At 62.2% G+C, this 13,604-nt stretch carries 12 protein-coding genes; 7 read left to right on the forward strand and 5 right to left on the reverse strand.

What is annotated here, in order from left to right; translation table 11 throughout:
- Window positions 1-41: 41 nt before the first annotated feature.
- A complete protein-coding gene (locus ASS64_RS00430; RefSeq protein ID WP_234002271.1) occupies window positions 42-1,652 on the reverse strand; it encodes a bifunctional diguanylate cyclase/phosphodiesterase in 1,611 nt (536 codons plus the stop codon).
- Between the two features lie 231 nt (window positions 1,653-1,883).
- On the opposite strand from ASS64_RS00430, the gene ASS64_RS00435 reads away from it, so the two are divergent.
- The gene (locus ASS64_RS00435; RefSeq protein WP_067688208.1) at window positions 1,884-2,291 is read left to right on the forward strand and encodes an EVE domain-containing protein; all 408 of its coding nucleotides are present in this window, start codon (window positions 1,884-1,886) and stop codon (window positions 2,289-2,291) included.
- Window positions 2,292-2,362: 71 nt separating this feature from the next.
- Entirely contained in the window at window positions 2,363-3,112 is a 750-nt protein-coding gene (locus ASS64_RS00440; protein WP_067688211.1) for an SDR family oxidoreductase, read from the forward strand.
- Between the two features lie 3 nt (window positions 3,113-3,115).
- Here ASS64_RS00440 and ASS64_RS00445 read toward each other — a convergent pair whose 3' ends face one another.
- On the reverse strand, window positions 3,116-4,783 hold the full coding sequence (locus ASS64_RS00445) for a thiamine pyrophosphate-binding protein (protein WP_067688213.1): 1,668 nt from the start codon (window positions 4,781-4,783) through the stop codon (window positions 3,116-3,118).
- A 136-nt stretch (window positions 4,784-4,919) separates the two neighbouring features.
- Here ASS64_RS00445 and ASS64_RS00450 point away from each other — a divergent pair, with 136 nt between their 5' ends.
- Window positions 4,920-5,114, forward strand: a complete 195-nt coding sequence (locus ASS64_RS00450; protein WP_067688216.1) for a hypothetical protein — start codon at window positions 4,920-4,922, stop codon at window positions 5,112-5,114.
- A gap of 12 nt (window positions 5,115-5,126) precedes the next feature.
- Here ASS64_RS00450 and ASS64_RS00455 read toward each other — a convergent pair whose 3' ends face one another.
- Window positions 5,127-6,464 (reverse strand): MFS transporter, encoded by a 1,338-nt coding sequence (locus tag ASS64_RS00455; RefSeq protein WP_067688219.1) that lies wholly within the window; start codon window positions 6,462-6,464, stop codon window positions 5,127-5,129.
- A 114-nt stretch (window positions 6,465-6,578) separates the two neighbouring features.
- Here ASS64_RS00455 and pgsA point away from each other — a divergent pair, with 114 nt between their 5' ends.
- Window positions 6,579-7,172 (forward strand): CDP-diacylglycerol--glycerol-3-phosphate 3-phosphatidyltransferase, encoded by a 594-nt coding sequence (gene pgsA / locus ASS64_RS00460; protein ID WP_067688223.1) that lies wholly within the window; start codon window positions 6,579-6,581, stop codon window positions 7,170-7,172.
- Window positions 7,173-7,476: 304 nt separating this feature from the next.
- Window positions 7,477-8,454 carry a hypothetical protein gene (locus ASS64_RS00465; protein ID WP_067688225.1) on the forward strand — a complete coding sequence of 326 codons (978 nt, stop codon included), beginning with the start codon at window positions 7,477-7,479 and terminating at the stop codon, window positions 8,452-8,454.
- Window positions 8,455-8,467: 13 nt separating this feature from the next.
- Here ASS64_RS00465 and ASS64_RS00470 read toward each other — a convergent pair whose 3' ends face one another.
- Both ASS64_RS00470 and rnd read right to left on the reverse strand, forming a co-directional pair.
- Window positions 8,468-9,364: a hydrogen peroxide-inducible genes activator gene (locus ASS64_RS00470; protein WP_067688228.1), complete on the reverse strand. Its 897-nt coding sequence runs from the start codon at window positions 9,362-9,364 to the stop codon at window positions 8,468-8,470.
- Window positions 9,361-10,563, reverse strand: coding sequence for a ribonuclease D (rnd, locus tag ASS64_RS00475; protein WP_067688231.1), 1,203 nt, complete (start codon window positions 10,561-10,563; stop codon window positions 9,361-9,363). The genes ASS64_RS00470 and rnd overlap by 4 nt, the downstream gene beginning before the upstream one ends.
- A gap of 164 nt (window positions 10,564-10,727) precedes the next feature.
- Here rnd and ASS64_RS00480 point away from each other — a divergent pair, with 164 nt between their 5' ends.
- Window positions 10,728-11,633, forward strand: coding sequence for a cupin-like domain-containing protein (locus ASS64_RS00480; protein WP_083508092.1), 906 nt, complete (start codon window positions 10,728-10,730; stop codon window positions 11,631-11,633).
- Window positions 11,634-11,753: 120 nt separating this feature from the next.
- A complete protein-coding gene (gene aspS / locus ASS64_RS00485; protein WP_067690205.1) occupies window positions 11,754-13,571 on the forward strand; it encodes an aspartate--tRNA ligase in 1,818 nt (605 codons plus the stop codon).
- Window positions 13,572-13,604 lie beyond the last annotated feature (33 nt).

A 13,604-nucleotide genomic window follows, 5' to 3' on the forward strand; every position in this document is an offset into this window, starting at 1 on the left:
GCGCATCTATGCACTCGACGCGGAAGCGTCCAGTGTGCGTATCAGCCCGCGCGCTTGCCTTCGCCGCGCTTGGTCTCCTGTGCGGTGAAGTCGACTTCGGTCACGTTGTCGAGCTTGTCCTTGGAGAGAAGGCCCTTCTGGTTCAGCCGTTCCAGCACCTGCGCCGCCGGCTCGGGGCGACCATAGTGATAGCCTTGGCCCTTCATCGTGCCCATACGCTTCAGCGCTTCGAGCACGAATTCGTTTTCGATCCCTTCGGCGGTCACGGGAAGTTTCAGCCCGTCGCTCATGGCGAGGATTGCGTCGACCAGTTTGGCGCCGTGTTCGTCTTCCTTGAGTTCGGCGATGAAGGCCCGGTCTATCTTGAGCCTGTCGAATGGCAAGCTGCGGAGCTGTGCCAGGCTCGAATATCCGGTACCGAAATCGTCGAGGCTGACGCAGACACCCTGATTGCGCAGGCTGCTGATCATTGAGCGAACCATGCCGACATTGTCGTGCAGACAGCTCTCGGTAATCTCGATATCCAGCCTGTTGGGCGGGAAATTGTGCAGTACGAGCAATTTGAGCAGCTTTTGCGCAAACCACGGATCGCGCATCTGCACGGGCGAGATGTTGACCGACAGCGTGAGCTCCGAATCCCACTGTTTGGCATCCTCGAAGGCCTGCTCGATCAGCGCTTCGCTCATCTCTCCTATCACACCGATTTCTTCGGCTATGGGAATGAAGATGTCCGGGCCGACCACGCCCATTTCGGGCGATTCCCAGCGCGCCAGCATTTCGAAACCGACCAGCTCGCCACTCTCGATATCGATCTGTTGTTCGTAGTACGGCCTAAATTCGCCATTGGCGATGCCGCGGCGGATGCCCGCCTCGAGCTCGTTGCGAAAACGCAGCTCGTTCTCCATCGACGGTTCGAACCAGTAGAACCGGTTCTTTCCCTGCTTCTTGGCGTGATACATGGCGATATCCGCCTTATGCATCAGCTTTTGCGCGGAAGGCGTGCCGTTGCGTACACCGTCCATCTGGGTGCTCGAGGCAATGCCGATCGACATGGTTACCTCGATCGCGGAATCGGCATATTCAACCGGCCGTGCGACCTGCTCGATCATTCGCGTCGCCAATTGGTCAACGCGGTCGGGAACCTGGGGAGGATAGGGCACGACGCAAACGAATTCGTCTCCGCCAAGCCGTGCCAGTGCGCCCCCGTCGGGTAGCAGGCGCTGGATGCGCGCGGCGGTTGTCCGCAAGACTTCGTCGCCGGCCTGGTGGCCGTGCAGATCGTTGACCTGCTTGAAGCTGTCGAGATCGATCGCAATTGCCGCGAGCGCGTTTTCCCGGCGCTCGAGCTCGGCCAGCAATTGCCCCAGCACGGCGGTGAAACTGCGGCGGTTATGGCATCCGGTCAGATGGTCGATATCGGCGAGGCGGCGCGCCTCTTCTTCGGACTCGCGGCGGCTCTTAAGCTCTTCGGTGAGCGCCTTGTAGCGGTGCCAGCCCAAGAGGATCAGCGCGATATTGAGGAGCAGAGCATTGGTGAGCGCGACATCGAGAGAGGGTGCATCGCCGTTCCATGCCAAAAGCAAATTGGGCAGGACCACGCCAGCCGTGCCGACGAAGAGGATAATCGCAGCAAAGGCGATCCCAAGAGTCACGATATCGTGATCGCTACGGGCAGCCTCTTTGCCTCGGCGCGCGGTCCGATTTCCGGTCGCATCTGAACTTTTCCGGACCAATCCCGCCCCCTTGGAGTATTTGGACTGCCCTGCGATAGCCGCAATAGGACTAAAAACACGTTAATCGTGGGTCTTGCCGGGGTGGCCAGCGCGCGCGCATCGGTCTACCCGAACCCGTACCGAGGAGTAACCGACGGAGCAGATCCCGCGATGCGTTATTGGCTGATGAAATCCGAACCCTTCAAGTACAGCTGGGACGATCTCGTCGCCGAGAAAGAGGGTACATGGGACGGTGTGCGCAACCACCGCGCCAAAAACAATCTCGCCGCGATGGAGGTGGGCGACCAGGCCTTCTTCTACCACTCGCGCGAGGGCCTCGAAATCGTCGGCATCTGCGAAGTGAGCGTGGCGGGCATCACCGATCCCACCGATCCCGAAGGCAAGTGGGCCGCGGTGAAGGTCAAGCCCAAGAGCAAGCTGCCACATCCGGTTACGCTCAAGCAGATCAAGGCCGAGCCGAAGCTTGCCGATTGCGAACTGGTCAAGCTCTCGCGCCTGTCGGTGGCGGAGATCAAGCCCGACGAATGGTCGGTAATCTGTGCCATGGCGGGCATTTGATCGGGCAGACCGAAGGAACGCCTTGGTGCAGTCCACCGTTGCCGAGATGACCCCAGCAACGGAGACCAGACATGAAGCGGTTCGAAGGCAAGCGTATCCTCATTACCGGCGGCACCAGCGGCATGGGCCTGGCCGGTGCGAAGATGATCGTCGATGAGGGTGGCGAAGTCGCCGTGACCGGCACGAGCCAGGATCATCTCGAAGAGGCTGGTGCGGCGCTGCCGTCGGGATCGCTGGTATTGCGAAACGACGCGTCCGATCCCCAGGCGGCCAAGGAGTTGGGTGCAAAGGTCAAGGGGCAGATGGGCATGATCGACGGCGTGTGGTTGAATGCCGGGTTCGGCAAGTTCGGCGACAACGAAAGTGTCGATGCCAAGATGTTCGACGGTATGACCAACGTGAATGTGCGCGGGCCCGTGTTGCAGATGGCCGAGTTGATTCCGGTGGTCGCCGACGGCGGCTCGGTGGTCGTGACGGCTTCGGTCTCGCCGTATCTCGGCCAGCCACAGGGTGCCGTCTATGCCGCTACTAAGGGTGCCGTGACCGCTTTGGCGCGGAGCTGGGCGGCCGATCTCGCCGGTCGCGGCATTCGAGTGAACTCGATTGCCCCCGGGCCGATCGAGACCAATTTCTTCGACGGCATGGGCATTCCCGACGACCAGGTCGAAGAACTGACCGAGCAGATCGAGAAGCAGGTGCCGTTGGGCCGTTTTGGGTCGGCCGACGAGGCGGCGCAGGTGGCGCTGTTCCTGCTGTCCGACCAGGCGAGTTACGTCACTGGCTCGCAATATGTGGTCGATGGCGGAATGACGATGCGCTGACGTCTAGCGATCGCGTAACCCGCTCACACTCGCGCCGCTGGCGGCGAGTTGTTCGATATCTATGGTGCAATGGATCAGTCGCAAGCCGCTGCGTCCTTGGGCAGCCACGAGCGCCTGCTTGAACTCCTCGGTCGTGGAGGCGCGAGCCGACCAGCCGCCAAAGGCTTCTGCCAAGGCCGCGAAATCGGGATTGGCAAGACGGGTCGCACTGATCCGGTCTTCGCCCGGGAACTCGCGTTCCTGGTGCATGCGGATCGTGCCATAGGCCGAGTTGTCGACCAGGATTACGATCAGATCGGCATTGTGCTGGACGGCAGTGGCAAGCTCCTGTCCGTTCATCAGGAAATCGCCGTCACCCGCCACGGCGACGACAGTGCGTTGCGGAAAGCGTAGCGCGGCGGCAACCGCTGCCGGTACGCCGTAACCCATAGCCCCGCAGGTAGGAGCTAGCTGAGTAGGAAATCCTTCGTAGCGCCAGTAGCGATGCCACCAGCTCGAAAAATTGCCCGCGCCGTTGCAGATGATCGTGTCGGCGGGCAGCGTGTCGCGCATGAATTGCACCGCCTGGCCCATGTCGAGCGCGTGATCGTTGGGATGTGCGGTCGCCCAGGCCTGCCATTCCGCATGCGCTTCGGCCCCGGCGTCGAAATCGATCACCGCGCCGTCGTCCCACAGCGCGGCGCTTTCGGCGAATTCGTCCATACTGGCACAGATCGCGAGATCGGCGGGATAGACGCTGCCCAGCTCGTTCGGATCCGGGTGCACATGCACCAGCTTGCGCTCGGTAGCAGTGAGAGGCGGCACCGTGTAGCCATCGGTCGTCGCCTCGCCCAGCCGCGCGCCGATGGCCAGGATCAGATCGGCCTGTTTTACGCGCTCGACCAGCTTGGGATTGGGCCCGTAGCCCAAATTGCCCGCGTAGACCGGGCTCGACGGCGAAATTGCGTCCTGCCGCCGAAAGGCCGTCGCGACGGGAATGCCGAGCCGTTCGGCGAAAAGCTGGAAATGCGCGCGAGCCTTGGCATTCCAGCCCGCGCCGCCGATGATCGCGATGGGCGAGGCGGCGTCCGCAAGCAGCGCCATCATGGCCTGCATCGCGTCGGGGCAGGGAGCCTGTGCGGGCCTCTCGGCGCGCGCGCGCGGGGTAGCGTTGGTCGCACGGCTGAGCATGTCCTCGGGCAGCGCCAGGACAACGGGTCCCGGACGGCCCGAGATGGCGGTTGAATAGGCGCGCGCGATGTATTCCGGAATGCGGTCGGCGCTGTCGATCCGCGCGGCCCATTTGGCTATCGGACCGAAGAAGGCGGCAAAATCGACTTCCTGGAAGCCTTCGCGGTCGTGCATTTCGCTGTCGACGTCGCCGACGAAAAGAATCATCGGCTGTGAATCCTGCATCGCGACATGCACGCCGATGCTGGCATTGGTGGCGCCTGGCCCGCGCGTGACGAAAGCCACGCCTGGCCGCCCGGTCATCGCTCCGTCGGCACAGGCCATGAAGGCGACGCCGCCCTCCTGTCGGCAGGTAACCACATCGATCGTGTCTTGCCGACAGAGCCCGTCGAGCACCTGCAGGAAGCTCTCGCCGGGAACGGTGAAGATACGGTCGCAACCCTGCGCGATCAGGCAGTCGACGAGGAGCTGGGCGGCTTGCGGTGTGTCGGGCGCAGTCATGTCAGCGGCGGTTAGCCCGGCAATCGGAGCGGCGCAATCACGACAATCATGGTTAATTCTTCCCAATCCGTGCCAAAGGGGGACAGCTTCGACTCCGAAGGATACCGAATGGTTAAAAATTAGTTAACGCAACATCATGAGACGCGCATTGGTTCTGACGAGCGAAGCCCATCGCCACTGGTTCCGGGCAAGCCTCCCGCAACGCCGCAGCGGCTTTGCCGACCTGCCCGCTGGCGGTATGACCGACTGGCGCCTCACCGCCGACGATGTGCGCGGTGCGGCAACGACATATTTTGCCACCGTCGCGGCGGTCCTCGCCTTCATAATCTAGATGATTTAGGCTTCAGGCTCCGGCGGCGGCGGCCAGTTCGGCAGCTGCGTTCTCCGCCGCGATCAGCCGCTTCGCCAGCCAGGCCGAGAACAGGCACATCGCCGCGCAGAGCAATACCTGCTCGGTGATCGGAACGCCTGCCGCGCTCAGTGCCATGGCGATCAGCGAGCCGGCCACCATCGCCCCCGAATTGACGATGTTGTTTGCCGCGATCGTGCGCGAAGCCGTGTCGGGCGAGACCCGCGTGGTCAGAAATGCATAGAGCGGTACCACGAACATGCCGCCCGCCACCGAAATTCCCAGCAAGCATAGCAGCAGCACCGTGGCCATCGGCCAGGCGATGAATTCGCTAACGCCGAGCAGGCTGGCGGGCTGGTCCGCCTCCCACATCTTGGCAACGATGTAGAAGGCGACCACGAACAATCCCATTGCAATCACCGAAACGGGCGCAAAGCGGGCGGAGACACGACCCTTGAGCAACGCATTCACCGCCACCGATCCGATCGCGACACCCACGGAGAATACCACCAAGAACAGGCTTGCAACTTCGGGGCTGGCCATGATCGTATTCTTGGCCAGCGGCGGGAACTGAATGAACAGCACCGCGCCGATGGTCCAGAAGAAGCTGATCGCGAGAATGGCGTAATAGACTTCGGCATTGTGCATCGTGTCGCGCACCAGCTTCGCCGAAGCGCGCAAAATGTGCCAGTCGAGCTGCTCGACCTTGCCTAGCGGCGGGGCAGGGGGCACCTGACGGCTGACGAGATAGCCGATGCAGGCGGTCACGATGATGCCGATCGCTGCCCAGCCGGTATGGTCGACCGCCAACGGTCCGGCGAGAATGGTACCGGCAAGGATCGCTATGTACGTGCCCGCCTCGACCAGCCCGGTCCCGGCAAGTACCTCTTCTTTCTTCAGATGTTGCGGCAGGATCGCGTATTTGATCGGGCCGAGAAAGGTCGATTGCACCCCCGTCAGGAACAGCGCGAGCAGCAGCAGCGGGATCGCCACCGCATGCACCAGAATACCCTGCCAGGCCATGTATAGGCCTGTCGCACCGATCACCATCAGTCCGATCTCGCAGGCCTTCACCACACGGATGATCTTGGCCTTGTCGCGCATGTCGGCCAGCTGCCCGGCCAGCGCGGAGAGAATGAAGAAAGGCAGGATGAAAAGCGCGCTGGCGAGCCCGCTGAAGCTCGCCTCGGTACTCTCGTCATTATACACTGCGTAAACGACGAACAGGACCATGGTGGTCTTGTAGAGATTGTCGTTGAAAGCGTTGAACAGCTGCGTCACGAACAGCGGCAGGAAGCGCCTGCGACGCAGCAGATGAGTGGATGTAAGCATGACCCCCCGGGCGAAACCCAATCGTGCGCCCGACTCTAGTGCCAACGTGGTGGCGGACAAGGGCACAGAGCGGCTTTTGCGACGGGACGATTGCCGCTAGGGCATGCGGCCAAGATGCTGAACCTGCCCAACATCCTCACCCTTTCGCGCATTTTTGCCATCCCATTGCTCGCCTGGTTTCTCTGGTGGCCGGGATGGGAGGCGGGCTACCTGCTGGCTTTCGGGCTTTACTGCCTGATGGGAATTACCGATTACTTCGATGGTTATCTGGCGCGCACCAGCGGGACCGTATCGAAGCTCGGCATCTTCTTGGATCCGATCGCCGACAAGATCATGGTTGCCGCGGTGATCCTGGTGCTGGCCGCTCAAGGCGTGTTGCGCGGCCCCTATGTGGGCGACATGCACGTGATTGCAGGACTTATCATCCTGATGCGCGAGATTGCCGTGTCGGGTCTGCGCGAGTTCCTCGGACCACTGCAGGTCTCGGTACCGGTCTCCAAGCTCGCCAAGTGGAAGACGACCTTCCAGATGGTTGCCCTAGGCTCGCTGATCCTCGGCCAAGGGCTGCCGCGCTGGACTGTGATGATCGGCGAAGTCGAAGCGAATATCCCGCACACCGTTGGCCTCACGACGCTATGGGCCGCTGCGGTTCTGACGGTGATTACCGGATGGGACTATCTGCGCGTCGGTCTTAAGCACATGGACTAGAGTCCCATCCTCGCGCGCCAAGATCGTCGATCGCAAGCAAGAAGGCTACCCGATGGTCGAGGGGGCGGGGACAAATCGGTGGCGAAGCAAGAAGGTGGAAAGGTGGAAGAACCCAGGTTTAGATCGTCTGCGGGGAATGGGTGAGAACGAACAAAAGGTATGTCTCGACGAGTACTACCGTTCCATTATCGAATACAATTGGGGCCCTGTAGAGAGGTAAATCCCGAATTTACCTTACATTCACCGGGTGCGGCTATGTATTGTCGGATGATCCTGCTTGCTGGGCAAGCTTTCCGGAGATCCGATGAGAACCATCGCATTGAATTTGGCCGTTTCGGCGGCAGCCGTTGTTCTCGGTCTCTGGATCGAGAGCGCGGTCATGGCGCTTACTGGCGCGGACGGTGCCAAGTTGGTGATCGGTCGGTTGGTGATCTGGGGCTCGCTGATCGGTGCAGTCGTTGGCTGGATCTTCCGGGATCGCGTCGCGGCGATGTTGTCCCGCGTGGCCGCACAGCTCGAATCCAGACAGGTCGTAGCCCTCGATCGAATTCCCAGGGCCAGCTTGGCCGAACGGACTTTGAACGCCTTATTCGTCCTATCGGCATTGCTGCTCACCGTTTTCGCCATGCTCGATGCGCAAGCGTTCACGGTGCTTTTTTACGAAGACGGACCGTTCGAGTACGGCTCGGCAATCCTTTACGGGATTGCCAGCGCATCCTGCATTGTCCTCGCCGCTCGGGCGAGCGGACGTACGAGGTTGCGTAGCTGGCTGATCGGCCTCGCCTTATTGTTCCTGTTCGTGGGCGGGGAAGAGATCAGCTGGGGCCAGCGCTTGTTCGGCTTCGACACGCCCGAGGAGCTTGCCGCGATCAACGTGCAGGGGGAATTCACCCTGCACAATGTTTATTCCAATTCGCTGTTTGTTTACCCCGGTCTGGCGGTGACGGCAGCACTGCTTTTTCTTTTACCATTGCTGCACGCCCATCAGCCGCTCTGCCGGCGCCTTCTCGATGCGCTGGAGTTTCCGGTGGCATCGGTGAGCTGCGCGTGGCTCTTCGGCTTATCGGTCGTATGTTATGGCATAGTTGGGCTCACGCTCGGAAGTCCCACGCCGCTTCCCATCAACTGGTCCGAATTCCTGCCGCACTATGACGACGAGATGCTCGAGTTTCTCGTATCGGCACTCTTCGCGATCCAAAGCGTGTCCGGGTGGCGGCTGTCGCTCAGGGGATCGACCGAGCCGGTATTGAGTGCTGGTGAAGAGGTTCAGCCCTTTCGCTAGGGCGATCGCAAGTTCATCCCGCGCGCAGCTCTTCGGCCAGCAATTCGAAATCGTCCCGCCGGGGCGAGTTCTTGCGCCAGATCAGCGCGATCTCGCGCGTGGCGCTTTTCGATTTGAGCGGGCGGGCGACCACCTCGGTCCCGGCTAAAATGCCCGCATCCACCGCCATTTTGGGCAGCATGGTGAGGCCGAGGTCATTGTCGACCATCTGCACCAGCGTGTGCAGGCTGGTGCCTATCATGGTGGCAGAGGCGCGCAATTCCGGGCGGTTGCAGGCGGCAAGCGCGTGGTCCTTGAGGCAGTGCCCGTCCTCGAGCAGCAACAGCCGGCCTTCGTCTATCATGCTTGGCGGTATGAGGTCGGGCGGATCGCGCGGGTCATCCTTGGGAAAGGCGACGTAGAGTTCGTCGTCGGAGATATGCGCTTTCTCGACCTCGCCGGTGGCGAAGGGGAGGGCGAGCAGAACGCAATCGACGCGCCCGTGCTGGAGCGATTCGACCGCGTCCTGGCTGGTTTCCTCGCGCAGGAACAGCTCCAGGTCGGGCCGTTCCTTGCGCAGGCGCGGCAGAAAACGGGGCAGCAGGAAAGGGGCGATAGTCGGGATGACGCTCATGCGGAGCTGCCCCGCCAGTGGCTTGCCTGCGGCCTGAACAAGGTCCGCCAGTTCCTCCGCCTCGCGCAGGATGCGGTGCGCCTTGTCGACGACCTGATTGCCCAGCGCCGTGAAGCGCACCACGCGACGGCTGCGCTCGACCAGAGTCACGCCGAGCAGCGATTCGAGCTCGCGAATGCCTGCCGACAGCGTCGATTGCGATACGAAGCTGGCCTCCGCCGCGCGGCCGAAATGGCCGTGTTCGTGCAGCGCAACGAGATATTGAAGCTGCTTGAGGGTCGGAAGGTAGGTGCTCACTCCGCTGCCTGCGCTTCGACCATGCCCGCATGGACCTCGTCGACATGGGTCATCAGCAACCGTCCGTCCTTGACCGCGAAGGCGAGCCTACCTTCGACCAGTTCGAGCGCGTCCTTGCCGAACACGTCGTAGCGCCAACCCTCGAGGATCTTGAGATCGCGCACACCGGCGGCCAGCGCTTCCATCTCGTCGGCCTTGGTCAGCAGCCGTGCAGCGACATCGATTTCGCGCGCGCGGATCTTGAGCAGCAACTTGAGCAAGTCGGCGACCAGTGCGCCTTCCTTGCCCAGCGGCGCGCCGCGCTTGGGCTTGTCGGGCATTTCGTCCTTCGGCAGCGGCTCTGCCTTTTCAAGCACTTTCATAAGACGCTTGCCGATGTCGTTGTCTTTCCACGCATTCGACAGGCCACGAACCTTTGTAAGTTCGGCCTGCTTCTTGGGCGGGTGGCTGGCGATATCGGCCAGCGTCTCGTCGCGCATGATGCGCCCGCGCGGGATGTTCTTGTGCTGCGCCTCGCTCTCGCGCCATGCTGCCAGCGCCTTGAGTCTGCCAAGCACGGCAGGGTTGCGTCCCGGCGAGCGGATGCGCTGCCAAGCCTTGCCCGCGTCGTTGGCATAATTCTCCGGATCGGCGAGCTTTTCCATCTCGGCATCGAGCCAGGCTCCGCGACCGGTCTTGATCAGCTTTTTGAGGATGCGCGGGAAGATCTGCGCCAGATGAGTCACGTCGCCGATCGCATATTCGATCTGGCGGTCGGTCAGCGGGCGGCGGCTCCAGTCGGTGAAGCGCGCACCCTTGTCGATCGTCAGGCCGAGCCAGCTCTCGACGAGATTGGCATAGCCGATCTGTTCCGACTGGCTGATCGCCATCATCGCGATTTGCGTGTCGAAGATCGGCTGCGGGGTCTTACCGGTGAAATTGTAGACGATTTCGACATCCTGCCCGCCGGCATGGAAGACCTTGAGCACATCTTCATTGTCGCACATCAGGTCCCACAGCGGGGTAAGGTCGATACCCTCGGCCAGCGGGTCGATCGCCGCGGCCTCTTCCTCATTGCCGATCTGCACCAGGCACAGCTCGGGCCAATAGGTGTTCTCGCGCATGAATTCGGTATCGACGCAGACGAAATCGCTTTTCGCCAGACGCTCGCACAATTCGGCGAGCGGTTCGGTCTCGGTAATCAGATCGTGTATTTTCATCGTGTCTTTTCGTGTTCAGTCGGGCGGAGTGCCGCCCCCGGGCGAGGCCCATCGGTAGTGCGGGGTCATCCCGCAGGCGCAGGTTAGCGGTATTGCCGCCAGGCCTGCAATCGCGCGAGCGGGGCTATGCACCGCCGCGACGCGCGCCGCTTTAGACCTGCCACATGCGCGGTCAAGCGAGTCTTAACGCTTGCGCGCTATCGCTGCTGCGCATGGGGCGGATCGATCCACGCGAGCAATTCGACGCGCAATCGGCAGACTGGCCGTTCGATCGCGCACGCTTGCGCGCTGCCTATCCGCACACGGCGCAGCCACTCGACCACGCGCTGGAGGCCGAGTGCTGTTTCACGTGGGCGCGGCTGGAGGACATCTTCGATTGTGGTGACCGCTCGCTGATCGAAGTGCGCGAGGATGGTGTCGAGGGTCGCTTCCGTCCGCTTTCCGATCTGCCCGCCAAGCTCGGGCCGCTGGTTGCTTCGCTGAGCGAAACGAAGCGCTGGATCATGTTGCGCGATCTTGCACGCTGGCCCGAATTCGAGCGGGTCGTCGCGGAGATCCTTGCCGGCATCGCGCCGGTGGCCGCGCCGCACACGGGCGAACTGCTCAAGCCCGTCGCCTTCCTCTTCGCCAGCTCGCCGGGTCTGCTAACCCCGCTGCATTTCGATCCCGAATACAATATTCTGTTCCAGATCGCCGGACACAAGCGCTTCACCGTGCTGCCGCAGGCATGCGGCCTGCCTTCGGCGGCAGACAATGAACGCTTTCATCGCACCGGCGACAACCTCCTGCCCTGGACGCCGCAGCTGGCCGAACATGCTCTGCACTTCGACATGGGCCCGGGCGATGCGCTCTACGTGCCGTTCAAGGCGGCGCATACGGTCACGGTAGGCGACAGCCCGTCGATTTCGCTGTCGGTTACCTGGCGATCGCGCGACAGCCTGCTGCAGGACGATGCCTGGGCAATGAACGGGTTGCTCGCGCGATGCGGAGTGAGGGCGCCGAAGCCGGGCGGCCGACCCTGGGTCCGTGCGGGTACGCTTAGGGCACTGCGCCGCGCCCGACTGGCTTAGGCGCCAACCAGACGAATCTTGACAAATCGGCCCCCGATGGCTGTTAGGGGCGCGCTTTCGCGCGGCGCCCGAATGCGCGCGCGGCCCCAATCAATTTCCGGCAGAAAGATCGAGCTTTTCATGCACGCCTACCGTACCCATACCTGTGCTGCGCTGACCAAGGACAATGTCGGCGAAACCGTCCGCCTTTCCGGCTGGGTGCATAACAAGCGCGACCATGGCGGCGTGCTGTTCGTCGACCTGCGCGACCATTATGGCATCACCCAGATCGTCGCGGACGAGGACAGCCCGGCGCTCCCCGTTCTCGACAAAATCAAGCTGGAATCGGTCGTCACGATCGATGGCACAGTCAAGGCGCGGGCCGATGTGGCCGTGAACCCGAACCTGCCGACCGGCGAAATCGAGGTGTTCGCGCGCGAGGTGAGCGTGCAGAGCCGCGCGGACGACCTGCCGCTGATCGTCAACTCGGCCGAAGACTATCCTGAAGAGACGCGCCTCAAATACCGGTTCGTCGACCTGCGCCGCGAGCGCGTCCACAACAACATCATGCTGCGCAACCAGGTCATTACGAGCCTGCGCCGCCGCATGACCGACCAGGGCTTCAGCGAATTCCAGACGCCGATCCTCGGCGCATCGTCGCCCGAAGGCGCACGCGACTACCTCGTACCCAGCCGCCTCCACCCGGGCCGTTTCTACGCGCTCCCGCAGGCACCGCAGATGTTCAAACAGCTGCTCATGGTCGCCGGTTTCGACCGCTACTTCCAGATCGCGCCCTGTTTCCGTGACGAAGACCTGCGCGCCGATCGCAGCCCCGAATTCTACCAGCTCGACTTCGAGATGAGCTTCGTGACGCAGGAAGACGTCTTCCAGGCGATCGAGCCCGTGCTCGCGGGTGTGTTCGAGGAGTTCGCGAACGGCAAGAGCGTGACTCCGGCCGGTGAATTTCCGCGCATCCCCTATGCCGAAGCGATGCTGAAATACGGCACCGACAAGCCCGACCTGCGCAACCCGTTGATCATCTCGGACGTCACCAGTCACTTCGAGAAGAGCGGTTTCGGTCTGTTCGAGAAGATTGTCGGCACGGGTGGCAAGGTTCGCGTGGTTCCCGCCCCGACAACGCACGAGAAGAGCCGCAAGTTCTTCGACGAAATGAACGAGTGGGCCCGCCGCGAAGGTTTTGCCGGCCTCGGTTACGTCACCCGCAAGGGCGGAGAGTTCGGCGGCCCGATCGCCAAGAATCACGGCACCGAAGGCATGGAAAAGCTCTACGCCGAACTCGGCCTCGGTGAAAACGACGGCCTGTTCTTCGCCGCGGGCAAGGAAAAGGAAGCCGCCAAGCTCGCGGGCGCCGCACGCACCCGCGTTGCCGAAGAGCTGGGCCTCATCGAGGAAGATTGCTTCAAGTTCTGCTGGATCGTCGATTTCCCGATGTTCGAGTACGACGAAGAATTGAAGAAGGTCGATTTCAGCCACAACCCCTTCTCGATGCCGCAGGGCGAGATGGAAGCGCTGGAAACGAAAGACCCGCTCGAAATCCTCGCCTGGCAGTACGACATCGTCTGCAATGGTTATGAGCTGTCCTCGGGCGCCATCCGTAACCACCGCCCGGACATCATGTACAAGGCTTTCGAGATCGCCGGTTATAGCCAGGCGGATGTCGACGAAAACTTCTCGGGCATGATCGAGGCTTTCAAGCTGGGCGCACCGCCGCACGGTGGCTCGGCACCGGGCATCGACCGCATCGTGATGCTGCTCGCCGACGAGCCGAACATTCGCGAAGTGATTGCCTTCCCGCTCAATCAGAAAGCGCAGGACCTGATGATGGGCGCGCCCTCGCTCGTCAGCCCGCGCCAGTTGCGTGACGTGCACATCCGCACGGTCGATGCGCCCAAGCCCGATGGGGCCGAAGCGACTCGGGTCGATCGATCCGGGAACTGAGGGCAGCTATCAAATTCATCGAGCGCTCCCCAT

The sequence above is a fragment of the Erythrobacter sp. AP23 genome, assembly GCF_001542855.1.
Lineage (GTDB): Bacteria > Pseudomonadota > Alphaproteobacteria > Sphingomonadales > Sphingomonadaceae > Qipengyuania.

Excerpts from the sequence above, each read along its gene's own strand:
- ASS64_RS00445 (WP_067688213.1), bottom strand. The coding sequence starts at position 4,783 with ATGACTGCGCCCGACACACCGCAAGCCGCCCAGCTCCTCGTCGACTGC.
- ASS64_RS00465 (WP_067688225.1), top strand. The coding sequence starts at position 7,477 with ATGAGAACCATCGCATTGAATTTGGCCGTTTCGGCGGCAGCCGTTGTT.
- ASS64_RS00450 (WP_067688216.1), top strand. The coding sequence starts at position 4,920 with ATGAGACGCGCATTGGTTCTGACGAGCGAAGCCCATCGCCACTGGTTC.
- ASS64_RS00455 (WP_067688219.1), bottom strand. The coding sequence starts at position 6,464 with ATGCTTACATCCACTCATCTGCTGCGTCGCAGGCGCTTCCTGCCGCTG.
- pgsA (WP_067688223.1), top strand. The coding sequence starts at position 6,579 with ATGCTGAACCTGCCCAACATCCTCACCCTTTCGCGCATTTTTGCCATC.
- ASS64_RS00435 (WP_067688208.1), top strand. The coding sequence starts at position 1,884 with ATGCGTTATTGGCTGATGAAATCCGAACCCTTCAAGTACAGCTGGGAC.
- ASS64_RS00480 (WP_083508092.1), top strand. The coding sequence starts at position 10,728 with ATGCGCGGTCAAGCGAGTCTTAACGCTTGCGCGCTATCGCTGCTGCGC.
- ASS64_RS00440 (WP_067688211.1), top strand. The coding sequence starts at position 2,363 with ATGAAGCGGTTCGAAGGCAAGCGTATCCTCATTACCGGCGGCACCAGC.
- aspS (WP_067690205.1), top strand. The coding sequence starts at position 11,754 with ATGCACGCCTACCGTACCCATACCTGTGCTGCGCTGACCAAGGACAAT.
- rnd (WP_067688231.1), bottom strand. The coding sequence starts at position 10,563 with ATGAAAATACACGATCTGATTACCGAGACCGAACCGCTCGCCGAATTG.